The organism is Massilia sp. UBA6681, from assembly GCF_002454935.1.
Taxonomy (GTDB): domain Bacteria; phylum Pseudomonadota; class Gammaproteobacteria; order Burkholderiales; family Burkholderiaceae_D; genus Telluria; species Telluria varians.
The window spans coordinates 69125-90547 of record NZ_DKJX01000096.1 but is presented as its reverse complement, the minus strand read 5'-3'; the positions used below and the strand labels follow the sequence as shown (position 1 = coordinate 90547).

At 66.0% G+C, this 21423-nt stretch carries 17 protein-coding genes; 6 read left to right on the top strand and 11 right to left on the bottom strand.

What is annotated here, in order from left to right; translation table 11 throughout:
* Positions 1-5 precede the first annotated feature (5 nt).
* On the bottom strand, positions 6-905 hold the full coding sequence (locus tag B2R83_RS17725; protein ID WP_292043986.1) for an SMP-30/gluconolactonase/LRE family protein: 900 nt from the start codon (positions 903-905) through the stop codon (positions 6-8).
* Between the two features lie 18 nt (positions 906-923).
* The gene (pgi, locus tag B2R83_RS17720) at positions 924-2567 is read right to left on the bottom strand and encodes a glucose-6-phosphate isomerase (protein WP_292043985.1); all 1644 of its coding nucleotides are present in this window, start codon (positions 2565-2567) and stop codon (positions 924-926) included.
* A 240-nt stretch (positions 2568-2807) separates the two neighbouring features.
* Here pgi and edd point away from each other — a divergent pair, with 240 nt between their 5' ends.
* From edd to B2R83_RS17705, 3 genes are read left to right on the top strand one after another with little or no spacing between them, the layout of a single operon-like run.
* Entirely contained in the window at positions 2808-4727 is a 1920-nt protein-coding gene (gene edd, locus B2R83_RS17715; RefSeq protein ID WP_292043984.1) for a phosphogluconate dehydratase, read from the top strand.
* A complete protein-coding gene (gene eda / locus B2R83_RS17710) occupies positions 4724-5347 on the top strand; it encodes a bifunctional 4-hydroxy-2-oxoglutarate aldolase/2-dehydro-3-deoxy-phosphogluconate aldolase (RefSeq protein ID WP_209588876.1) in 624 nt (207 codons plus the stop codon). Before edd ends, eda begins: the two co-directional genes overlap by 4 nt.
* A gap of 7 nt (positions 5348-5354) precedes the next feature.
* Positions 5355-5912: a Rhs element Vgr protein gene (locus tag B2R83_RS17705; protein ID WP_292043983.1), complete on the top strand. Its 558-nt coding sequence runs from the start codon at positions 5355-5357 to the stop codon at positions 5910-5912.
* 2 nt (positions 5913-5914) lie between these two features.
* Here the strand turns inward: B2R83_RS17705 and B2R83_RS17700 are convergent, their stop codons facing one another.
* From B2R83_RS17700 to B2R83_RS17680, 5 genes are all read right to left on the bottom strand, one after another.
* The gene (locus tag B2R83_RS17700; protein WP_292043982.1) at positions 5915-7555 is read right to left on the bottom strand and encodes a methyl-accepting chemotaxis protein; all 1641 of its coding nucleotides are present in this window, start codon (positions 7553-7555) and stop codon (positions 5915-5917) included.
* 220 nt (positions 7556-7775) lie between these two features.
* Positions 7776-8588, bottom strand: coding sequence for a hypothetical protein (locus B2R83_RS17695; protein WP_292043981.1), 813 nt, complete (start codon positions 8586-8588; stop codon positions 7776-7778).
* Between the two features lie 2 nt (positions 8589-8590).
* The gene (locus B2R83_RS17690; RefSeq protein ID WP_292043980.1) at positions 8591-9814 is read right to left on the bottom strand and encodes an ABC transporter permease; all 1224 of its coding nucleotides are present in this window, start codon (positions 9812-9814) and stop codon (positions 8591-8593) included.
* Positions 9811-10563 (bottom strand): ABC transporter ATP-binding protein, encoded by a 753-nt coding sequence (locus tag B2R83_RS17685; RefSeq protein WP_292043979.1) that lies wholly within the window; start codon positions 10561-10563, stop codon positions 9811-9813. Before B2R83_RS17685 ends, B2R83_RS17690 begins: the two co-directional genes overlap by 4 nt.
* A complete protein-coding gene (locus B2R83_RS17680; protein ID WP_292043978.1) occupies positions 10560-11789 on the bottom strand; it encodes an efflux RND transporter periplasmic adaptor subunit in 1230 nt (409 codons plus the stop codon). Before B2R83_RS17680 ends, B2R83_RS17685 begins: the two co-directional genes overlap by 4 nt.
* 166 nt (positions 11790-11955) lie before the next feature.
* Between B2R83_RS17680 and rpiA the strand changes: the two genes are divergently transcribed.
* Positions 11956-12633 carry a ribose-5-phosphate isomerase RpiA gene (gene rpiA, locus B2R83_RS17675; protein ID WP_292043977.1) on the top strand — a complete coding sequence of 226 codons (678 nt, stop codon included), beginning with the start codon at positions 11956-11958 and terminating at the stop codon, positions 12631-12633.
* Positions 12634-12644: 11 nt separating this feature from the next.
* Positions 12645-12977 carry a hypothetical protein gene (locus B2R83_RS17670; protein ID WP_036214156.1) on the top strand — a complete coding sequence of 111 codons (333 nt, stop codon included), beginning with the start codon at positions 12645-12647 and terminating at the stop codon, positions 12975-12977.
* Between the two features lie 192 nt (positions 12978-13169).
* On the opposite strand, the gene B2R83_RS17665 is transcribed toward B2R83_RS17670, so the two are convergent.
* Together B2R83_RS17665 and argA are read right to left on the bottom strand one after the other, a co-directional pair.
* Entirely contained in the window at positions 13170-13445 is a 276-nt protein-coding gene (locus B2R83_RS17665) for an oxidative damage protection protein (protein ID WP_027864371.1), read from the bottom strand.
* Positions 13446-13496: 51 nt separating this feature from the next.
* Positions 13497-14810, bottom strand: coding sequence for an amino-acid N-acetyltransferase (gene argA / locus B2R83_RS17660; RefSeq protein ID WP_027864370.1), 1314 nt, complete (start codon positions 14808-14810; stop codon positions 13497-13499).
* Positions 14811-14865: 55 nt separating this feature from the next.
* Here argA and hrpA point away from each other — a divergent pair, with 55 nt between their 5' ends.
* The gene (gene hrpA / locus B2R83_RS17655) at positions 14866-19047 is read left to right on the top strand and encodes an ATP-dependent RNA helicase HrpA (protein WP_414674445.1); all 4182 of its coding nucleotides are present in this window, start codon (positions 14866-14868) and stop codon (positions 19045-19047) included.
* Positions 19048-19240: 193 nt separating this feature from the next.
* Here the strand turns inward: hrpA and B2R83_RS17650 are convergent, their stop codons facing one another.
* Together B2R83_RS17650 and B2R83_RS17645 are read right to left on the bottom strand one after the other, a co-directional pair.
* Entirely contained in the window at positions 19241-19915 is a 675-nt protein-coding gene (locus tag B2R83_RS17650) for a PRC-barrel domain-containing protein (RefSeq protein ID WP_292043976.1), read from the bottom strand.
* Positions 19916-20282: 367 nt separating this feature from the next.
* Positions 20283-21311 carry an SDR family oxidoreductase gene (locus B2R83_RS17645; protein WP_292043975.1) on the bottom strand — a complete coding sequence of 343 codons (1029 nt, stop codon included), beginning with the start codon at positions 21309-21311 and terminating at the stop codon, positions 20283-20285.
* Positions 21312-21423: the final 112 nt, after the last annotated feature.

Here is a 21423-nt window from a genome sequence, read left to right as displayed (position 1 = left end):
ACGGATCAGCGGTGAGCGTATTCTGGCTCTTCGCGTCCCGCCACGTCGACGCGGATGGAGAGCACCTTGCCGCTGAGCGGATAGCGCGCCAGTTCCTCGGCCGAGCGCCCGTGGCTGGCGCTGGTGATGTACAGCGTGCGCAGGTCCGGCCCGCCGAAGGCCAGCGAAGTCGGGCAGCGCAGCGGCAGCGCGATCTCGCGCAGGATCTCGCCGAACGGCGAGATGCGCAGCACGCGTCCGCCTTCGAACATCGCGACCCAGTAGGCGCCTTCGCTGTCGATCGTGGCCCCGTCCGGGCGGCCGCCATAGTCGGCTGCCGACTTGTCGGTTGAAAAGGTCTTGATGGTGCGTGCGTTCGAATGCGTGCCCGTGGCCGGGTCGTAGTCGTAGCAGTCGATCCGGTGCGTGGTGGTGTCGGCATGGAACATCGTGCGGCCGTCCAGGCTCCAGGCCAGGCCGTTCGAGTTGGTCATGCCGCCGGCCCAGGCGCGACGCAGCTGGCCGCGCTCGAGCACGTACATCTCGGCCGCCGGCTTGTCGCGCGGCTCGTACATGGTGCCGATCCAGAAGCGGCCCGCCGGGTCCACGCGGCCGTCGTTGAAACGGACGATGGACGTGTCGTAGGGCGCGTCGGCGATCGGCGTTTCCTTGCCGCTGGTCGTGTTCAGGCAGATCAGGCCGGAGCGCAGGGACACGATCAGGTTGTTGTCGCCGTCGACCGCCAGCGCCGAGGGCTCCGAGCCCATCTTCCAGTACGAATACTTGCCGCTGGCCGGATGCACGCGGTTGACCGTGTAGCCGTTGATGTCCACCCAGTACAGCGCCGACTCGACCTCGTGCCAGGTTGCCGCTTCGCCTACCAGCATCGGCGCGTCGTGCACCACTTCAAATTTATCGCTTGCCATGTAATGTCGTGATCAGGTTCAGAAGGCGGCCTTGGCGCGGGCGATCAGGCCGTTGGTGGAGCTGTCGTGATTCGCCGGCTGCGGCTCGCCCGCCAGCTCGGCTTCGATCTTCTTCGCCAGCACCTTGCCGAGCTCAACGCCCCACTGGTCGAAACTGTTGACATTCCAGATCACGCCCTGCACGAAGGTTTTATGCTCATACAGCGCGATCAGGGCGCCCAGGGTGCTCGGGGTCAGGCGTTCCATCAGGATGGTGTTGCTCGGACGGTTGCCCGGGAAGGTCTTGTGCGGCGCCAGGCGTTCCACTTCCTCGGCGGCCAGGCCCTGCGCCTGCAGGTCGGCGCGCACCTCGTCGATGGTCTTGCCCTTCATAAAGGCTTCCGACTGGGCGAAGCAGTTCGCCAGCAGGGCCGTATGGTGGTGCTCCATCTCGTGCGCGGGACGCAGGGCGGCGATGAAGTCGATCGGCGTCAGGTCGGTGCCCTGGTGCAGCAGCTGGAAGTAGGCGTGCTGGCCGTTGGTGCCGGGCTCGCCCCAGATCGCCGGGCAGGTCGGGGTGTCGACCGGGTCGCCGTCGCGCGTGACGCACTTGCCGTTGCTCTCCATGTCGAGCTGCTGCAGGTAGGCCGGGAAGCGGTTCAGGTCCTGGTGGTAGGGCGCGATCGTGACCGAGTGCGCATCGAGGAATTCGCGGTTCCAGAAGCCGACCAGGGCCAGCAGCATCGGCATGTTCTGCTCGACCGGGGCAGTGCGGAAATGCTGGTCCATCTCGTGGGCGCCGGCCAGGAAGTCGGCAAAGTAACCGTAACCCACCGCCAGCGCGACCGACAGGCCGATCGCCGACCACACCGAATAGCGCCCGCCCACCCAGTCCCAGAACGGGAACATGTTGGCCGGGTCGATGCCGAAACTCTTGATGGCCTCGGTATTGGTGGAGACGGCGACGAAGTGCTTCGCCAGTGCTTCTTCCGGTGCGCGCTCGAGGAACCAGCTGCGCGCGGTCTGCGCGTTCATCATGGTTTCGGCGGTGGTGAAGGTCTTCGAGGCAACGATGAACAGCGTGGTTTCCGGATCCACCTGGGACAGGGCGGCGTCCATGTCATGGCCATCGACGTTGGACACGAAGTGCATGCGCAGGCGCGGATGCGCGTAGTGGCGCAGGGCCAGCACGACCATCTTCGGGCCCAGGTCCGAGCCGCCGATGCCGATGTTGACGATGTCAGTGATCGGCTTGCCGGTGTGGCCCAGCCATTCGCCGCTGCGTACGGCATCGGTGAAGGTCCGGATGCGGTCGAGCACCGCGTGCACCTCAAGGTCGACGTCCTGGCCATCGACCACCAGCTTAGTGCCGCGCGGGGCGCGCAGGGCAGCGTGGAGGACGGCGCGGTTCTCGGTATTATTGATGCGTTCGCCCGCGAACATCGCGTCGCGGCGTTCTTCCACGCCGCGCTCGCGCGCAAGCGCCGCCAGCAGTTCAAGCGTGCGCCCGTCGAGGCGATTTTTTGAATAGTCTAGGAACAGCCCTGCCGCCTCAAAAGACATGCGCTCGAAGCGCTTGGGATCGGCGGCGAACAGGTCGCGCATCTCCCAGTCTTCTGCCGTGGCGGCGTGGTTTTCGAGGGCCTGGAAGCCGGGAGTGCTGGTGAGGGTTGGCTGGCGCATAAGGTCAGTGTCAATGAGCGGTGCCGATGGCACAATGTTGTCAATAGCAGATTAACGAATAATACAGGATGCGTGCGTAAATTCACTACATAAAAGAGTAGCAGGTTCACCACGCATCTCGCAGTCGGGCTCGTCGATGTTCGGACGAGCTCTCTCTACAGGCAGGCCAAAAATGGCTTGGCTGCGTCCCTTTCAAATCTGTAGTAAAATTTCAGATACTAAATTTACGAAGGAACGATCATGGCGCTGCACCCCGTAGTCGAACAGGTAACGAACCGGATCATCAAGCGAAGCCGCCCATCGCGCGCGGCCTACCTCGCGCATATGGAAGCCGCCCGCGTGCAAGGCGTGCAGCGCGGAGCGCTGTCGTGCACCAACCTCGCGCACGGCTTCGCCGCTTTCCCGGCCAACGACAAGCTCAAGCTGAAGGAATACAAGAAGCCGTCGGTAGCGATCGTCTCGTCCTACAACGACATGCTGTCGGCGCACCAGCCCTTCGAAACCTTCCCGGCGGTGATCAAGGACGCCGTGCGTGAAGTCGACGCCGTGGCCCAGTTCGCGGGCGGCGTGCCGGCCATGTGCGACGGCGTGACCCAGGGCCAGCCGGGCATGGAACTGTCGCTGTTCTCGCGCGACACCATCGCCATGGCGACCGCCGTGGCGATGTCGCACAACATGTTCGACGCGGCCCTCTACCTGGGCATTTGCGACAAGATCGTGCCGGGCCTCCTGATCGGCGCGCTGCACTTCGGCCACATCCCGGGCATCTTCGTGCCGGGCGGCCCGATGACCACCGGTATCTCGAACAAGGAAAAGGCGGCCGTGCGCCAGCGCTACGCCAAGGGCGAAGCCACCCGCGAGGAGCTGCTGGAGAACGAGTCGGCGTCCTACCACGGCGCGGGCACCTGTACCTTCTACGGCACCGCCAACAGCAACCAGATGCTGATGGAGATGATGGGCCTGCACCTGCCGGGCTCCGCCTTCATCACCCCGGGCACGCCGCTGCGCGACGCGCTGACGAAAGCCGCGGCCCAGCAGGCCGTCGCGATCTCGCAGCAGGGCGGCCAGTACATGCCGATCGGGCACATCGTGGACGAGAAGAGCATCGTCAACGCCATCGTCGCGCTGCACGCGACCGGCGGCTCGACCAACCACACCCTGCACCTGATCGCCATTGCCCGCGCGGCAGGCATCGTGGTCGACTGGAACGACTTCGACGAGCTGTCGAAAGTCGTGCCTTCGCTCACCAGGATCTACCCGAACGGCGAAGCCGACGTGAACCACTTCCAGGCCGCCGGCGGCCCGGGCTTCGTGATCCGCGAGCTGCTCGACGCCGGCCTGGCGCACGAAGACGTCAACACCATCCTCGGCCGCGGCCTGCGCGCGCACTGCAAGGAGCCCTTCCTCGGCGAAGACGGCAAGGTCGTGTTCCGCGACGTGGCCGAAAAGAGCGGCGACGAAGCCGTGCTGCGCCCGGCCAGCAATCCGTTCGCCAACAACGGCGGCATGGTGCTGGTGCAGGGCAACCTGGGCCGCGCCGTGATGAAGATCTCGGCGGTCAAGCCCGAGTACCATGTGGTGGAAGCGCCGGCGATCACCTTCGATTCGCAGGAAGACTTCATGCAGCGCTACAAGGACGGCCTCCTGAATCGCGACTTCGTGGCCGTGATCCGCTTCCAGGGCCCGCGCGCCAACGGCATGCCCGAACTGCACGCGCTCACCCCGGCGCTGTCGAACCTGCAGGATGCCGGCTTCAAGGTGGCGATGGTCACCGACGGTCGCATGTCGGGCGCCTCCGGCAAGGTGCCGGCGGCGATCCACGTGTCGCCCGAGATCCTGGCCGGCGGCCCGCTCGGCCTGGTGCGCGACGGCGACATCATCCGCGTCGACGCCACCAGCGGCACCCTGGAAGCGCTGGTGACCGACACTGTGTGGGCCGCGCGCGGCATGGCCAGCGCCGACCTGTCGAAGAGCCACATCGGCATGGGCCGCGAACTGTTCGCGATGTTCCGTTCCCATTCCAGCCCGGCGGAGGAGGGGGCGGCAACGTTCCCGCTGCCATCGCCGATCCAGACCACCGTGCCGCTGCACGACGGTATCCAGACCGATGAAGTGCAGCCCGGTTCCGACGAAGACTTTCTCTTTAGGACGCAGAAATGACTTTACTTGAAATCATGCGCTCGGCGAGCGTGATCCCTGTCATCGCCATCGACGATCCGGCCCACGCCGTGCCGCTGGCCAAGGCCCTGGTGGCAGGCGGCATCCGCGTGCTGGAAGTGACGCTGCGTACCGAACACGGCCTGCAGGCGATCCGCGACATGAGCACCGTGGAAGGCGCGATCGTCGGCGTCGGCACCCTGACCCAGCCCGAAGAATTTGCCGCGTCGCGCGACGCGGGCGCGGTGTTCGGCGTCTCGCCGGGCCTGACCGCGGCCATGATCGAGGCAGCGAAAAAGAGCGGCCTGCCGCTGCTGCCGGGCGTGATGACCCCGTCCGAAGTGATGGCGGCGCGCGAGCACGGCTTCAAGCAGTTGAAGCTGTTCCCGGCGGTGCCGGCGGGCGGCGTCGGCATGCTCAACGCCATCGCCGGCCCGCTGCCTGACGTGACCTTCTGCCCGACCGGCGGCATCTCGATCGAGACCGCGCCGAAGTTCCTGGCCTGTAAGAACGTGGCCTGCGTGGGCGGTTCGTGGCTGACGCCGAAGGACCTGATCGCCAGCGGCGACTGGGCCGGGATCACCGAACTGGCGAAAGCGGCTTCCGCGCTGCGTGCTGCCTGAACCTTCCATGCAACGCCCTCGTTCCCGGCCCTTGACCGAGAACGAGATCGCGATGGCGTCGCTGCTGTTCCGCGACGCCATCGACTACAGCCGCGTCCGTATTCACGGCCGGCGCTACATGCCCTTCCAGCCGAAGAACTGCTGCATGACGCCGAACGGCAGCATGTACTTTCACCGGTCCTGCTTTCTTCCCGATTACTCGCGCGGCGATCCCGGCGCCATCCACTGGTTCATGCACGAGATGGTGCATGTGTGGCAGCACCAGCTGGGGTACCCGGTGCGGATGCGCGGGGCGGTGCGTCTCGGGCTGTCGTATGCCTACTCGCTGCGCGAGGGCGCGACGCTGGCCGACTACAACATGGAGGCGCAGGGCGACCTGCTGGCCGATTACTTCGTGCTGAAATTCCTGCGCCGGCCCGGCGCTATGCGCCAGGAGCGTTATCGCGACAGCCTGGCGCTGTATGAGCGGGTGCTGGCGTCCTTCCTGGCCGATCCTTCCGATAGGCGCAGCCTGCACCGCGGGCTGGCCCGCTGGCTGGTGCCGGCCAGCCAGCGGACGAGCTAGCCTCAGGCGGCTGTCCGTTCGTAGTCCAGGGCCACAGGTGCGAGCAAGCGCGCGACGCCCGTCGGCGCCGGCGTCTTCACTACGTTGCTCGTGCCATCGCCGATATCGAAAGCGCGCACCAGTTCCGCCAGCGCCAGGGCCTGCTCCTGCATCGAGGCCGCCGCCGCGGCGGCTTGCTCGACCAGCGCGGCATTCTGCTGGGTCACGCCGTCCATCTGGACGATGGCGGCATTGACCTGCTCGATGCCGACCGTCTGCTCGGCGCTGGCGCCGGCGATCTCGGACATGATGTTGGTCACGCGCGCGATGCCGTCCACGATGTCCTGCATGGTGTCGCCGGCCTCGTCGACCAGGCGCCCGCCGGCGCCGACCTTGTCCACCGAATCGGCGATCAGGAGCCGGATTTCCTTGGCCGCCGCGGCCGAGCGCTGGGCCAGGTTGCGCACTTCGGAGGCGACCACCGCGAAACCGCGCCCCTGTTCGCCGGCGCGCGCCGCTTCGACGGCCGCGTTCAGCGCCAGGATGTTGGTCTGGAAGGCGATGCCGTCGATGACGCCGATGATGTCGGCGATCTTCTTCGAGGAGGCGCTGATCGAGGCCATGGTGCTCACCACCTGCGCCACCACCTCGCCGCCGCGGGTGGCCAGTTGCGACGCCTGCCGGGCCAGCAGGTTGGCCTCCTGCGCGTTGTCGGCGTTCAGGCGCACGGTGCCGGTCAGCTCCTCCATCGAGGAGGCGGTTTCCTCCAGCGACGCGGCCTGCTGCTCGGTGCGGCTTGATAAGTCGAGGTTGCCGGCGGCGATCTCCTGCGAGGCGCCGACGATGGTCTCGGTACCGCCGCGTACCGCGCTGACGGTCTTGAGCAGGCTGGCGTTCATGGCCTGCAGCGCGCCCATCAGTTCGCCGATCTCGTCGCGCGATTCGACCCGGATGTCGGCGCTCAGGTCGCCCGACGCGACGCGCCGCGCGACGCGCACGGCGCCTGCCAGCGGGTGCGTGATGCTGCGCGTGAGGACCCAGCCGAACAGTGCGGCGCTGATCAGCGCGAAGGCGCCGACGCCGAGCAGCACGCGTCGTCCTGTCAGTTGCAGGGCGTCGATGTCGGCCTGGGCCCGTTCCGACAGCCCGGTCTGGTAGGTCACCATCTCTTCCACCGAGGCGATATAGGCACGCATCTGGGGAGCGACCTTGTCCTTGAAGAAGGCCTGGACCTCGGGATGCTCGCCGCCGAGCTCGGCCTTGCGTTCGAAGCCGGCGTCGCCCAGCGCATACCAGCTGCGGTCGTTCTCGAGCGCCCGCTCCAGCAGGGCCTTGCCCTCTGGCGTATCGACCATGGCCTGCAGTTGCTCCTGTACCTTTGCGACCTTGGCGCGGGCGGTCCCGATCCGCTCGTCGTAGTACTGGTCGTCGCCCGGCACGTTGCTCCTGAGCTTGGCAACGAAGCGGACGCTGTTGGCGGAGACGCCTTCGAGCCAGTCCTTGGCGAGCGTCGTCTGGCGGGCCGTCTGCGCCATGACGTCCTTGGCATGCGAGATGCGCTCGAGTTGCCACAGCATGCTGGCGAGCATGACCGCCATGAGGAGAATCACCGCTGCGAAAGCGCCACCCAGCCGGGTGCCGATCTTGAGATTGTTGATTTTCATGATGCCCTAGTCAGAAACGTTTTATTTGTAGAATGAGTATTCCAGAACTTTTCCTCAAGAATAAACGTTAAAGGGCGGTGCCGGCGCACCAGGCATCAAATTATCTTGAACATTGTTGCATTGAAGAAACGAAAACTTGCCGATGAACTAAGTTTTCGCAGGGGCAGAACGATGACGAGCGCAGCAGGAGCGGGCGGCAAGCCGGAGCGCCGCCGGACCTTCAATCCCCCTTGATCACTTCCTTGAGCGTGACGATGTCCAGCTTCCCCACGAAAGCGATCTGCGCCTTGCCCGCGCGCGCGGCGGCGTCATACTTCAGCACCTGGCAGGCGCCGTCGGGAATCGTCGTGGCCGGCCGGCCATCGACCTCGATGCGGCCGGGGCCACCCAGGAAGCAGGCGCGCAAGGCGTTGTGGCCGTGGCGCCGGATCTCGCGCAGGTCGTAGCGGTAGGTGGGAATCCGTCTCTGGACGTAGCTGACTTCCTCGAGCGCTTGCGCGAACTCGGCGTACGAGAGGGTTTGCGTGGGCGGAACGCGGACTTTCCACGCGACGCTCATCTTGCCTTTCTGGGTCTGGGTGTTGAACATGATGGTGCCCAGCTCCAGCATTCCCAGTTTCACTTTCGGCAGCAGGAAGTAGCCGCCGCGGCGGACCGGGACGACCTGGTCGAGTTCGTCCCCGACGATGGCGACCGCCCAGGAGTCCGGCGCGAACAAATCCTTTTCCGCTTCGCTCTTGGCGACGAACTCGACCCGGCCCAGCAGGTCGATCGTGCGCGGTTCCGGCGGCAGCAGCGACTGCAGATAGGTCTGTATCAGGAAGAAGGGCTTGTAGGGCAGGTCGCCCCGGTTGGTCTTGCGATGGACGTGGACCGGCGCCTGCTCGTCCAGGTGCAGGCCGGTCGCCCCGGCCTTCGCGGGTGCCCCTTCGCGGGCCACGGCCTGGGCCGGGACGGTGGCGAAGGCGGTGAACACCATCAATGCCGCCAGCGCCGCGACAGGCGGCGTGGCGGGATCGTACAACTTCTTCATGTCTACTCGTAGCGCAAGCAATCCACCGGCAGCAGGCGCGAAGCCCGGCGCGCCGGATAGAATCCAAAGAACACACCCACGGCCGTGGCAAAGCCGCAGGCAACCAGCACGCCCTGGAAGGTCAGGTACACGTCGAACTTGCCGGTCGAAGTGATCGCCGCCGCCCCGGCCGCCGCGATCGCCACGCCCACCAGGCCGCCGGCCACGCAGATGACCACCGACTCCGCCAGGAACTGCAGCAGCACCGCGCGCGGCCGTGCGCCGATGGCCATGCGGATGCCGATCTCGCGGGTCCGTTCGGTGACCGACACCAGCATGATGTTCATGATGCCGATGCCGCCCACCAGAAGCGAGATCGCGCCGATCAGGCCGAGCAGCATGGCGACGCCGGCGCTGATCGTGTTGGCGGTCTCCGCGAACGAGGCCATGTTCTGCACCTTGAAGTCGTCCGGACTGTCGATGCGGATGCGGTGGCGGGCGCGCAGGGTTTCCTTGACGTCTTCTTCCGCTTCCTTGAGCGACATGTCGGGCCGTCCCTGGGCCGCGATGTAGTGCACGTTCTGCGGGAAGGGCATCTTGATCAGGTTCGCGCTGGCCGCCGTGATCGGTATCAGCACGAATTCCGAGATGTCGGAGCCGTCGATCTGCTTGCCTTCGCCGGCCAGCACGCCGATCACCTGGAAGGCGACGTTCTCGATGCGGATGTACTGCCCCAGCGGATCGGTCTTGTAGAAGAACTGGTCCGCGATCTTCTGGCCGATCACCACCATGCGGCTCGAGGCGCGCACGTCCGCTTCGCTGAAGATGTTGCCTTGGTCGAGCTTCCAGTTGCGGATCTTGAACATGGCCGGCGTCACGCCGTGCACCTGGCTGTTCAGGTTCTCGTTGCCGGCGCTGAGCTTGAAGCTGCCCTGCAGCGCAGGCGCCGCGCCGACCAGGCTGGGCAGGTCGTTGAGCGCGGCCGCGTCGTGGATCGACAGCGAAGGCACCGCGCCGGCGCGGGCGCGCTGGGCGGTGGTGCGGTCGCCGCCGGGGAACACGTACAGCATGTTGGTGCCGAGCTGCTGCAGTTCCTTGCCGATGAAGCGCTGCATGCTGTCGCCGATCGCCAGCAGCAGGACCACGGAGGCGATGCCGATCACGATGCCGAGCATGGTCAGGGCCGTGCGCAGGCGGTTGGCCGCCATCGAGCGGAAGGATTCGATCAGTACCTGGATAAAGTTCATGCCGGCACCTCGGCGTGGTTCGTGCTCAGCTGGCGCAGGCCCTCGGCGGATGGGCCGTCGTACAGCACGCGGCCATCCTTCAGGCGCACCAGGCGGCGGCTGTAGGCGGCGACGTCGGCCTCGTGGGTGACGAGCACGATGGTGATGCCGCGCTCCTTGTTCAGTTGCTGGAAGCTGGACATGATGTCGTCGCTCGTTTGCGTATCGAGGTTGCCGGTCGGTTCGTCCGCCAGCAGCAGGGGCGGGTCGGTGGCCAGGGCGCGGGCGATGGCCACGCGCTGCTGCTGGCCGCCGGAGAGCTGGCTCGGGGTGCGCCCCGCCAGGCCTTCCAGGCCAACACGTTGGAGCTCCTGCAGCGCGCGCGCATGCGCCTTGCCGCGGCCCCAGCCGCCGTAGATCAGCGGCAGCGCCACGTTCTCGGCCACGCTCATCCGCTTGATCAGGTTGAAGCTCTGGAACACGAAGCCGATCGCGCGGTTGCGGATGTCGGCCAGCTGGGCGCGCGACAGCGAGCGCGTGTCGGCGCCGTCGAGCAGGTAGGTGCCGCCGGTGGCCTGGTCGAGGCAGCCGAGGATGTTCATCAGGGTCGACTTGCCGGAACCGGACTGGCCCATGATGGAGACGAAGTCGCCGCGCGCCACCTGCAGGTCGATCCCGTGCAGTACCCGGGTCTCGACGCTGCCGCTGACGTAGGTCTTGGTGACGCCGCGGATATCGATCAATGAAGAAGAAGTCACGTCGGCGCTCACATGTCCTCTTTCGGCTGCGCCAGCGTGCGCGTGACGACCTGGTCGCCCGCCTTCAGGCCGCCCGACACCACTTCGGTATAGCGGAAGTTCGACAGGCCGACGCGGATGTCCACCGGCTGCGGCTGGTTCTTGGCATCCAGGCGATACACCTTGTACTGGCGCGCGGTTTCGTTGGCGGTGCGGAAGGCCAGGTCGTCGTCCTGGCTCGGTGGCGCGGCTTTTTGCGCCACCTGCTTGACGCTACCGTCCTTGCCGGCCTTTTCCTGTTCCTGCTTGCGCAGCTTTTCCTGTTCCTCTTCCGGCAGCTGGAAGCGCAGCGCGGTGGTCGGGATGCGCAGCACGTTCGGGCGGTTGGCCACCACCAGGCGCACCTGCGCCGTCATGCCGGGTTTCAGCATCTCGTCCTGGTTGTCGACGTCGAGCACGACGTTGTAGGTGACCACGTTCTGCACCACGTTGGCGGCCAGGCGGAACTGGCGCATGGTGGCGTGGAATTCGCGGTCCGGGTAGGCGTCGACCACGAAGCGCGCCGGCAGGCCGTCCTTCAGGGCGCCGACGTCGGCTTCCGATACGCTGGTGTCGATCTGCATCTTGGTGAGGTCGCGCGCGATCTGGAACAGGTTCGGCGTGTTGAACGAGGCCGCCACGGTCTGGCCCAGGTCGATGGTGCGCTTGATGATGACGCCGTCGATCGGCGAGCGGATCACGCTGTTGTTCAGGTCCGCACGTGCGCGGTCGAGCTGGGCCTGGGCCAGCTGCACGTTGGCGCGGGCCACGTCCATCTCGCGGCGGCTCTGGTCGAGCGCGGTGCTGGAGACGAAGCTTTGGGTGACCAGTTGCTGGTTGCGCTGGTAGTTGGCCTCGGCCAGCTTCAGGTTGGCCATGGCGGACGCGCGGCTGGCTTCGAATTGGCGGATCTGGGCGTTGAAGATGGTCGGGTCGAGCTTGAGCAGCACCTGGCCCTTGGTGACGCGGTCGTTGAAGTCCGCATTCAGTTCGACCACGGTACCGGAGACCTGCGAGCCGACATTCACCAGCGCGACCGGGTTGATGGTGCCAGTGGCGGTGACGGTCTGGTTGATGGCGCCGATGTCGACCGCCGAGGTGCGGTATTTCGACGGCGGCACTTTCGGCTCGCCCTTCGGCATCCACCATGCGGCGGCCGCGCCGCCGATCACGATCACCCCGGCGGCGATCGCCACCCGCTTCTTCGTCAAGAGTTTCATTGTGCTGTTCTGGTAACTACGGAAAGACTTAGTGTGCTGTACGGATATCAGCTTGGCAATGCGTGATGCATCGACTGGCCAAACCATGCGACGAAGCGTCGTTTTCGAGGGGTGGACGGAGCGATCCGCTAAAATGGCGGCTTCCTTTTACCTCACTGACAGCATCATGACCCAGGACGAACTCAAGCAAGCCGTGGCGCGCGCCGCGATCGATTACGTGGTGGACGGCGAAATCATCGGCGTCGGCACCGGCTCGACGGCCAACTTCTTCATCGACGAACTGGCCAAGATCAAGGACCGCATCAAGGGCACCGTGGCTTCGTCCGAAGCGACGGCAAGCCGCCTGCGCGGCCATGGCATCCCCGTGTTCGACCTGAACGAGGTCACCTCGATGGCGATCTACATCGACGGCGCGGACGAGATCACCGCCAGCGGCGCCATGATCAAGGGCGGCGGCGCGGCGCTTACCCGCGAGAAGATCGTGGCTTCGGTGTCGAAGAAATTCGTGTGCATCGCGGACGGTTCGAAACTTGTCGAAACGTTGGGCAAGTTCCCGCTGCCGGTGGAAGTGATCCCGATGGCGCGCGCCTCGGTGATGCGCCAGCTGGCGCTGCTGGGCGGCGAGCCGCGCCTGCGCACCAAGGCGGGTTCGGATGAAGCCTTCATCACCGACAACGGCGGCGAGCTCATCGACGTGGTCGGCCTGTCGATTACCGATCCAGTGGCGCTGGAAGAGCGGATCAACCAGATCGTCGGCGTGATCGCCGTCGGCCTGTTCGCCAAGGCCGGCGCGAACGTCTGCCTGCTGGGCACGCCTGAAGGCGTGAAGACCCTGACTTTCTGAGCGGAGAACGCATGAAGCACGCGCTGCTGCTGGTCGCCGTCCTGCTGGGCGGCTGTACGCTGTTCAAGAGCAAGGTGGAGCCGGCCCCGGCGCCTCTGGCGGCCGCCAAGCCGGCGGCTCCCGGCCTGGCCGACCCGAACGGCACGCCGATCGAGCGCGTGCCCTTCAGGATCGGCGTGTCGTCGGCGACGGTCGAGAAGCTGGCGAAACAGCAAGGCTGCACGAGCGCGCAGGGCGCCGGTCTGGTGACCGAGCCGGGACCGGTGGAGGTTTACCGGATGCGCTGCGAGGATGGGAAGGTGTTCATGGCGCGCTGTGAATTGCGCCAGTGCGTGAAGATGTGAGCGTGTCGAACCGAAATTTTGTTCACGCTACCGATGCACGTCATTCCGGCGAAGGCCGGAATCCAATTTTCGACGCGTACCACTAACGCGTGATGTCAGCGGCACGCACCAGAAATTAGGCTCCGGCCTGCGCCGGAGCGACGGTTTCGCAGCTAACGGCAGAAGTACTGCCGTGTCAGTTCAAGCAATCAGTTAAGCCGCCGGCGGCACGTAGCCCTGTGCCTGGTCGGCAGCGCCGTCACCGAAGAAGTGACGCTCCATCTGCGTGGCCAAGTACTTGCGCGCGCGGTCGTCCGCCAGGTTCAGGCGGTTTTCGTTGATCAGCATGGTCTGGTGCTTCAGCCATGCCTGCCAGGCCTCTTTCGAGACCGACTGGTACAGCTTCTTGCCCATTTCGCCTGGTACCGGCGGGAAGTCCAGTCCTTCGGCTTCCTTGTTCAGTTTGATGCATTGGACGGTGCGGGCCATGGTATTGCTCCTGTATCTGTTAAGTACGCGCTAATGCGGGTCAGACCGACATTATAGAGTCTTGATGAAAACCTGTGACCGGCGCTGCCAGTTGTACATGTGCTGGCGGTCCTTGGGCAGGTCGTCCACCGTGGCCGGCACGAAGCCGCGCTTCTTGAACCAGTGCGAGGTGCGGGTGGTCAGCACGAACAGCTTGGTCAGGCCGGCCGCACGGGCGCGGTTCTCGATGTGCTTGAGGATGCGCTCGCCGTCGCCCTGGGTCTGGGCGTCCGGGCTCACGGTCAGGCAGGCCATCTCGCCCATCTTCGCTTCCGGGAAGGGGTAGAGCGCGGCACAGCCGAAGATCACGCCGTCGTGGTCGATCACCGAGAACTGGTCGATCTCGCGTTCGATCAGCTCGCGGCCGCGGTATACCAGGGTGCCGTCGGCTTCCAGCGGTTCGATGAGCTTGATAATCCCGCCGACGTCCTCAATTGTGGCCTGGCGGAGACTCTCGAGGTTCTCGTGGCTGATCATGGTGCCGACGCCGTCGTGGGTGAACAGTTCGAGCAGGGCGGAGCCGTCCATCTCGAAGGGCACGATGTGGGCGCGGTCCACGCCGCTGTTGCAGGCCTTGATGGCGTGCCGCAGGTAGAAAGCGGAATCGGGCGGCAGGAAACCGGCCTGCAGCACGGCTTCGGCCTGGTGCGAGGACAGTTCGCGGATCTCGGTGCCGGCCGCGTCGCTCATCATGCCGGTCTCGGTGATGAAGATCAGCTTGTCGGCGTGCAGCGCGATCGCGGCCGAGGCGGCCACGTCTTCCATGGTCAGGTTGAAGATCTCGCCGGTGGGCGAGAAGCCCAGCGGCGACAGCAGCACCAGGCTGTCTTCGGTCTGCAGGATCGGCTGGATCTTCTCGGCGACGATCTTGCGGGTCACGCCGGTGAGCTCGAAGTCGACGCCGTCGATCACGCCCAGCGGACGGGCGACGACGAAGTTGCCGGATACGATGCTGATCTGGGCATGCGACATCGGGGTGTTCGGCAGGCCCTGGCTGAAGGCGGCTTCGATGTCGAGACGCAATTCGCCGGCGGCTTCCTTTGCGCATTCGAGCGCGGCGGGGTCGGTGATCCGGACGCCGTTATGGAAGCGGCCTTCGACGTTACGCAGGGCGAGCTGCTCCGCTACCTGCGGACGCGAGCCGTGCACCAGCACCAGGCGGATGCCGAGTCCCAGCAGCAGGGACAGGTCCTGGGCCAGCACCGGCAGGGCGCCGGCTGCGACCAGTTCGCCCGGGAAGGCGACGACGAAAGTCTTGCCGCCGAAGGTGTGAATGTATGGCGCGACAGAGCGCAGCCACTGGACGAATTGGGTAGGATTTTCCATTTGCCGCATTATAATTCGCTGCGCGTTGTGCGCACCAAATACCTTGTAAAAATCAATGTCTGAACAGAGTAACAAGCCTTCGCCTCAGCAGGCGCGCGCCGCATCCCGGAACACTTCCGCTACCGATCCACGCAATGGGCGGCCGGAGGGCGAGACCCGTGCGTCGCAGACGCGCATGTCAATGACGCAGACGCGCGATGGCGAACTGCAGACCAGGCAGCCGGGTAGCGCGGAACGCAGCGGACCGCGCCGCGCACCAGCGCCGCGCAACGACAATGGCCAGCGTCCGGCGAACGGGCAGGGCGGCGCCAAGCCGCCGCGCGAGCGTGCCGAGCTTGCGCCTTTCCGCAACCCGCTCCCCGTGATCACCTTCCCCGAAGACCTGCCGGTCTCGAGCCGCCGCGCCGAGATCGCGAAGGCGGTGAGCGAGAACCAGGTCGTGATCGTGTCGGGCGAAACCGGCTCCGGTAAAACCACCCAGCTGCCGAAGATCTGCCTGGAGCTGGGCCGCGGCCAGAAGGGCCTGATCGGCCACACCCAGCCGCGCCGTATCGCCGCATCGAGCACCGCGAAGCGCATCGCGCAGGAACTCGGCTCGCCGCTGGGCGAGCACGTGGGCTTCAAGGTGCGCTTCAACGACACCCTGTCGAAGGGCGCCTCGGTCAAGCTGATGACCGACGGTATCCTGCTGGCCGAAACGCAGACCGACCCGCTGCTGCGCGCCTACGACACGATCATCATCGACGAAGCGCACGAGCGCAGCCTGAACATCGACTTTCTGCTCGGCTACCTGAAGCAGCTGCTGCCCCGCCGTCCGGACCTGAAGGTGATCATCACCTCGGCGACCATCGACGCCGAGCGCTTCTCGCGCCACTTCGGCACGCCTTCAATGCCGGCGCCCGTCATCGAGGTCTCGGGCCGCCTGTACAAGGTGGAGGTGCGATATCGTCCGGTGGACCGCGACCCGGTGACAAGCACCAATGCCAAGCCCGGCGAACCGGCCCCGAAGGCGCAGGTGGCGCGCGAAAAGCGCGACCTGATGGAAGCGGTGGTCGACGCCGTCGATGAGCTGTGCCGCATCGGTTCGGGCGACGTGCTGGTGTTCCTGCCGGGCGAGCGCGAGATCCGCGACTGCGCGGAAAGCCTGCGCAAGCACCATCCGCCGCATGTCGAGATCCTGCCCCTGTTCGCCCGCCTGTCGGTGGAGGAACAGGACCGCGTGTTCAAGACCACCAATGCGCGCCGCATCGTGCTGGCCACCAACGTGGCCGAGACCTCGCTGACCGTGCCGGGCATCCGCTACGTGGTCGACACGGGCCTGGCGCGCGTCAAACGCTACAGCTTCCGCAACAAGGTCGAGCAGCTGCAGATCGAGCCGGTGGCGCAATCCTCGGCCAACCAGCGCGCCGGCCGCTGCGGCCGCGTGGCCGACGGCGTCTGCATCCGCCTGTTCGAGGAGGACGATTTCAACAAGCGTCCGAAGTTCGCGGATCCGGAGATCCTGCGTTCCTCGCTGGCCTCGGTCATCCTGCGCATGAAGTCGCTGCACCTGACCGACGTCGAGACCTTCCCCTTCATCGAGCCGCCGCAGGGCCGCGCGATCGCCGACGGCTACCAGCTGCTGCAGGAAGTCGGCGCGGTCGACGACGCCAACGAGCTGACCCCGCTGGGCAGGAAGCTGGCCAAGCTGCCGCTCGACCCGCGCGTGGGCCGCATGATCCTGGCCGCGGTCGACAACGATTGCCTGACCGAGATGCTGATCGTGGCCTCGGCGCTGTCCACCCAAGATCCGCGCGACCGCCCGATCGAGTACCAGCAGCAGGCCGACGAGAAGCACAAGAAGTTCGCCGACGAGAAGTCCGAATTCCTCAGCTACCTGAAGATCTGGGCCTGGTTCGAGGACGCCATCGCACACAAGAAGTCGAACCGCCAGCTGCAGGAGAACTGCCGCGCCAACTTCCTGTCGCAGCTGCGCCTGCGCGAGTGGCGCGACGTGCATTCGCAGCTGCTCACCGTGGCGCGCGAGCAGGGCTGGCGCCTGAATGCCGCGCCGGCCACCTACAACCAGCTGCACATGGCCCTGCTCACCGGCCTGCTGGGGAACATCGGCTTCAAGGCCGAGGACGAGCCGGTGTTCCTGGGCGCGCGCGGCATCAAGTTCCACATCTGGCCGGGTTCCTACCTCGCCAAGAAGCCGGGACGCTGGGTGATGGCGGCCGAACTGGTCGAGACCGCGCGCCTGTACGCGCGCACCATCGCGCAGATCCAGCCGGAATGGGTGGAAAAGATCGGTGCCCACCTGCTCAAGAAATCCTGGGGCGAGCCGCGCTGGGAAAAGCGCCAGGCCCAGGTGACGGCGCTCGAGCGCGCCACCCTGTACGGCATCGTCGTGTACAGCAACCGCCGCATCAACTACAGCCAGCACAACCCGCTTGAAGCGCGCGAGATCTTCATCCGCGACGCGCTGGTGGCGGGCGACTACGAGACGCGCGCGCCTTTCTACGCGCACAACCACAAGCTGGTGCGCGAGATCGAGAACCTCGAGCACAAGTCGCGGCGCCTCGACGTGCTGGTGGACGAGCAGCTGATCGCCGCCTTCTATGACAAGGAAATCCCGCACACGGTCGTGAACGGCGCGGGTTTCGAGAAGTGGTACAAGGACGCCTCGCGCGACAACCCGAAGCTCTTGTTCCTGGTCCGCGAAGAGTTGATGCGGCACGAGGCGGCCGGCGTCACCACCGAGCTGTTCCCGAAGACGATGAACGTCACCGGCATCGAGATGGGCCTGACCTATCACTTCGAACCGGGCAGCCCGCGCGACGGCGTGACCCTGGCGGTGCCGCTGTTTGCGCTGAACCAGATTCCCCAGGAGCGTGCGGGCTGGCTGGTGCTGGGCATGCTGAAGGAGAAGGTGCACCTGCTGCTCAAATCCCTGCCGCAGAAGCTGCGCCGCCATTGCGTGCCGCTGCCGGAGTACGCGGCCAAGTTCTTCGAGCGCCACCAGGATCCGCTGCGCTTCGCCAAGGGCGACCTGGTCGACGCCCTGATCGCCGACATCCACATGCACACCAGTGCGCGCGTGCTCACGGGCGACTTCAAGCTCGAGACCCTGCCGGCGCACCTGTTCATGAACTTCAAGGTGATCGACGAGCACGGGCGCCAGCTCGACATGGGCCGCAACCTGGCGACCCTGCAGGCCGAGCTGGGCGGCCAGGCGCGCCAGAGCTTCCAGAAGATGGCGGAAGCCACGCCGACGGCCGCGCCTGCGAAGCTGCAGGCGGCGCCGGCCGCTCCTGTTCCGGCAAAGGGGAAGGGCAATGCGCCGGTCACGAAATCGGCTGGCCAGGCATCAGGCGCCGCGCCCGCTGCGCCGGCGCCGGGCGCGATCCAGCACACGGGTCTCACCACCTGGAGCTTCGGCGAGCTGCCGGAATTGCTGGAGATCACGCAGGGCAAGCTGACCTTGATCGGCTTCCCGGCGCTGGTGGACAAGGGCACGCACTGCGACCTGGAAGTGTTCGACGACCCGAACGTGGCGGCGCGCACCCACCGCATCGGCCTGCGCCGCCTGTTCGCGCTGCAGCTGAAGGACCAGCTGAAATTCGCCGAGAAGAACATCCCCGGCCTGCAAGGGATGGGCATGCAGTTCATGAGCGTGGGCACGCAGGAAGACCTGCGCGACCAGATCATCGCCAAGGCGATCGACATCGCCTGCCTGCAGGACCCGCTGCCGATCAACTCCGGAGAGTTCAACAAGCGCAAGGACGAGGGCAAGGGGCGCATCGGCCTCCTGATCAACGAGATCGCGCGCCTGGTGGGCTCGATCCTGGCGGAGTTCCACGGCATGCCGAAGCGCATCCAGAGCCTGCCGCCGGCGGTGCAGCAGGACATCCAGTCGCAGCTGCAGGGGCTGATCCACAAGCGCTTCATCGCGGACAACGAGTACAGCCAGCTGGCGCACTTCCCGCGCTACCTGAAGGCGATCAATGTGCGTATCGAGAAGCTGCGCGGCAATCCCTCGCGCGATGCGCAGCTGATGGCGGAGTGGCAGAACGCGGCCAGCCAGTTCCAGCGCACGCTCAAGAACCAGGCCGGCAAGAACAACGACCCGCGCATGACCGAGTTCCGCTGGATGCTGGAGGAACTGCGGGTGTCGCTGTTCGCGCAGGAGCTGCGCACGCCGATGCCGGTGTCGGCCAAGCGCCTGCAGAAGGTGTGGGAGTCGATGATTCGGTGAGCGGGCAGCCGTAAGCGCCCTTGGGACCACTGTCCGTGAAACCGTCATCCCGGCGCAGGCCGGGATCCAATCTTGCTTCCGGAGTCCGTACCGTTAGTGGTACTGCGGAAGAACTTGGATCCCGGCCTTCGCCGGGATGACGTGCAAATTCTAACGGTTGCTATTTGCGCTATCGGCTGTTCAGCATGAACACTCAACCGATATTGCTGCCGCGGATACGGCTCAGGTCCTTGTCGTCCCCATCATGCCCGGGCCGCGGATCGGCGCTGCCGCCGACGCCGTAGGAGTCGCCATGCACGCTCCCCGAGCCGACGCTGGCGCCCAGGCTGCTGCCGGCGCCGCCGGTGCTGCCGGCCGATCCTGCTCCCATGCTGGAACCCATGCCGCTGCCCATTGCGGAGCTGCTGCCGGCGCCGCCCACCATGCCGCCCATCGTCGTGCCCGGCCCCATGCTGGGCGCGCCGGAGCGCTGTGGATCGGTGCCGTAGAAGCTGTGGATGCCGTTGGCCCAGTTCAGGTCGCTCATGTCGGGCCAGGCGTCCTTGTCGAAGCCGGGCGCGTTCTTCAGCCTTTCCTTGTCCACGTTGAGCACCATGCGCTTGTTCGCGGTGTCCAGGTGCAGGGCCTGCCAGGGCACGGCGAACAGCTTTTCGCCCAGGCCGAGGAAGCCGCCGAAGCCCAGCACCGCATAGGCGACCTGGCCGGTCTGCATGTCGAGCATGATTTCCTTGATGTCGCCGAGATCTTCCTCCTGCGCATTGACGACGCTGTCTCCGATCAGCGTGTCGGCGCCCATCAGCTCAGGGCCGGGACCGGTACTGCGGGTGTCCTTGTACATGCCATATTTGTCACGATCTGCGTAGCTCATCGCACACCTCCTAGGTCGTTGGTTGGCCACGAAGCAGGGTAGAACGCAGCCCTGCTGGTCGCATGATATGGCGCAATCGTGCGAGGGCGCGCGCGCCAGGCGACGGTCTCCCGGCGCGCTATGCGAGTTAGCGCACAGAACAGTATTTGCAGCATGGTTATTGTGCCAAGTAATGTTTCGGAGAGAAAAGAAATGACCGTCAATTCGCGCTGCAACTACACCGGCCTGTTCAGCCAACGCATTCCGACCCGCTCGATCACGAACACCGTCGCTTCCTTTTTCGCCCGCCTGAGCTGGTTCGGCCGCCGCTGAACCGGGGCGCAGCGCGCGGGCTGGCCCCGGCCCGCGCGCCAGTCTCAGGGCCCCGTCAAGGGTTGCCGCCGCCGCCCGATACGCCGTAGACGTGCGCGGTGGTGTAGCTCGACTCGTCCGAGGCCAGGGTCACATAGGTGGCCGCCAGCTCGGCCGGCTGGCCCGGCCGCTTCATCGGCGTGTGGCCACCGAAGCTCTTCAGGTTCTCCTGCGTCTGGCCACCCGATACCTGCAAGGGCGTCCACACCGGCCCCGGCGCCACCGCATTCACCCGGATCCCTTTCGATGCCAGCTGCTTGGCCAGCGACTTGGTCATCGCCACCTCGGCCGCCTTCGTCATGGAATAGTCCAGCAGGTTCTCCGATGGATCGTAGGCCTGCTGCGAAGCGGTGTTGATGATGCAGCTGCCGGGCTTGAGATGCGGCAGCGCGGCCTTGGTGATCCAGAACATCGCATACACATTGGTCTTGAAGGTCCAGTCGAAATCGGCCGTCGAGATATCGAGGATCGAGTCGGCCGACTTCTGGCGCGAGGCGTTGTTGACCAGGATGTCGAGCCCGCCCAGCTGGCGCACGGCTTCGTCCACCAGTTTGCGGCAGAAGGCTTCGTCGCGGATGTCGCCGGGGATGGCGACCGCCTTGCGGCCCGCCTGCCGGATCAGCTGCACCACCTCCTGGGCATCCGGCTCCTCGGCCGGCAGGTAGTTGATGGCCACGTCCGCGCCTTCGCGCGCAAAGGCGATCACGGCGGCGCGGCCGATGCCCGAATCGCCGCCCGTCACCAGGGCCTTGCGTCCGGCCAGGCGTCCGCTGCCGCGGTAGGTGGTCTCGCCATGGTCCGGGCGCGGCGTCATCTTGCTGGCCAGTCCCGGCCAGGGCTGCTCCTGCTTGGGGAAGGGTGGGGCCGGGTAGCGCATCGCCGCTTCGCGGGCGCGCCCGGGCGGCGGCTGGTTGGCGGCGCCGGCCTGCTGGGCCATCGCGGGAACGGCCGCGGCGCCGGCCGCGAGGCCGGTGGCGACGGTGCTGACGAAGCGGCGGCGCGAAGGTTCCACGGTCTCGCCGTTCTGCTTGTTATCGGAATCCATTTTTTCTCCTGAAGATAAGGGTTGCACTCCTGCTGGTCTCGTCTGGCGGAACGATGGTAGCCATGATCGGCAAGACGGGGCATTCGCTAGCTCGATGGAAAGAAACAAAATG

Coding starts and splice junctions, on each gene's coding strand:
- pgi (WP_292043985.1), bottom strand. CDS start 2,567: ATGCGCCAGCCAACCCTCACCAGCACTCCCGGCTTCCAGGCCCTCGAA.
- B2R83_RS17650 (WP_292043976.1), bottom strand. CDS start 19,915: ATGAGCTACGCAGATCGTGACAAATATGGCATGTACAAGGACACCCGC.
- edd (WP_292043984.1), top strand. CDS start 2,808: ATGGCGCTGCACCCCGTAGTCGAACAGGTAACGAACCGGATCATCAAG.
- rpiA (WP_292043977.1), top strand. CDS start 11,956: ATGACCCAGGACGAACTCAAGCAAGCCGTGGCGCGCGCCGCGATCGAT.
- B2R83_RS17670 (WP_036214156.1), top strand. CDS start 12,645: ATGAAGCACGCGCTGCTGCTGGTCGCCGTCCTGCTGGGCGGCTGTACG.
- B2R83_RS17680 (WP_292043978.1), bottom strand. CDS start 11,789: ATGAAACTCTTGACGAAGAAGCGGGTGGCGATCGCCGCCGGGGTGATC.
- eda (WP_209588876.1), top strand. CDS start 4,724: ATGACTTTACTTGAAATCATGCGCTCGGCGAGCGTGATCCCTGTCATC.
- B2R83_RS17705 (WP_292043983.1), top strand. CDS start 5,355: ATGCAACGCCCTCGTTCCCGGCCCTTGACCGAGAACGAGATCGCGATG.
- B2R83_RS17695 (WP_292043981.1), bottom strand. CDS start 8,588: ATGAAGAAGTTGTACGATCCCGCCACGCCGCCTGTCGCGGCGCTGGCG.
- B2R83_RS17690 (WP_292043980.1), bottom strand. CDS start 9,814: ATGAACTTTATCCAGGTACTGATCGAATCCTTCCGCTCGATGGCGGCC.
- B2R83_RS17700 (WP_292043982.1), bottom strand. CDS start 7,555: ATGAAAATCAACAATCTCAAGATCGGCACCCGGCTGGGTGGCGCTTTC.
- B2R83_RS17665 (WP_027864371.1), bottom strand. CDS start 13,445: ATGGCCCGCACCGTCCAATGCATCAAACTGAACAAGGAAGCCGAAGGA.
- B2R83_RS17645 (WP_292043975.1), bottom strand. CDS start 21,311: ATGGATTCCGATAACAAGCAGAACGGCGAGACCGTGGAACCTTCGCGC.
- B2R83_RS17725 (WP_292043986.1), bottom strand. CDS start 905: ATGGCAAGCGATAAATTTGAAGTGGTGCACGACGCGCCGATGCTGGTA.
- hrpA (WP_414674445.1), top strand. CDS start 14,866: ATGTCTGAACAGAGTAACAAGCCTTCGCCTCAGCAGGCGCGCGCCGCA.
- argA (WP_027864370.1), bottom strand. CDS start 14,810: ATGGAAAATCCTACCCAATTCGTCCAGTGGCTGCGCTCTGTCGCGCCA.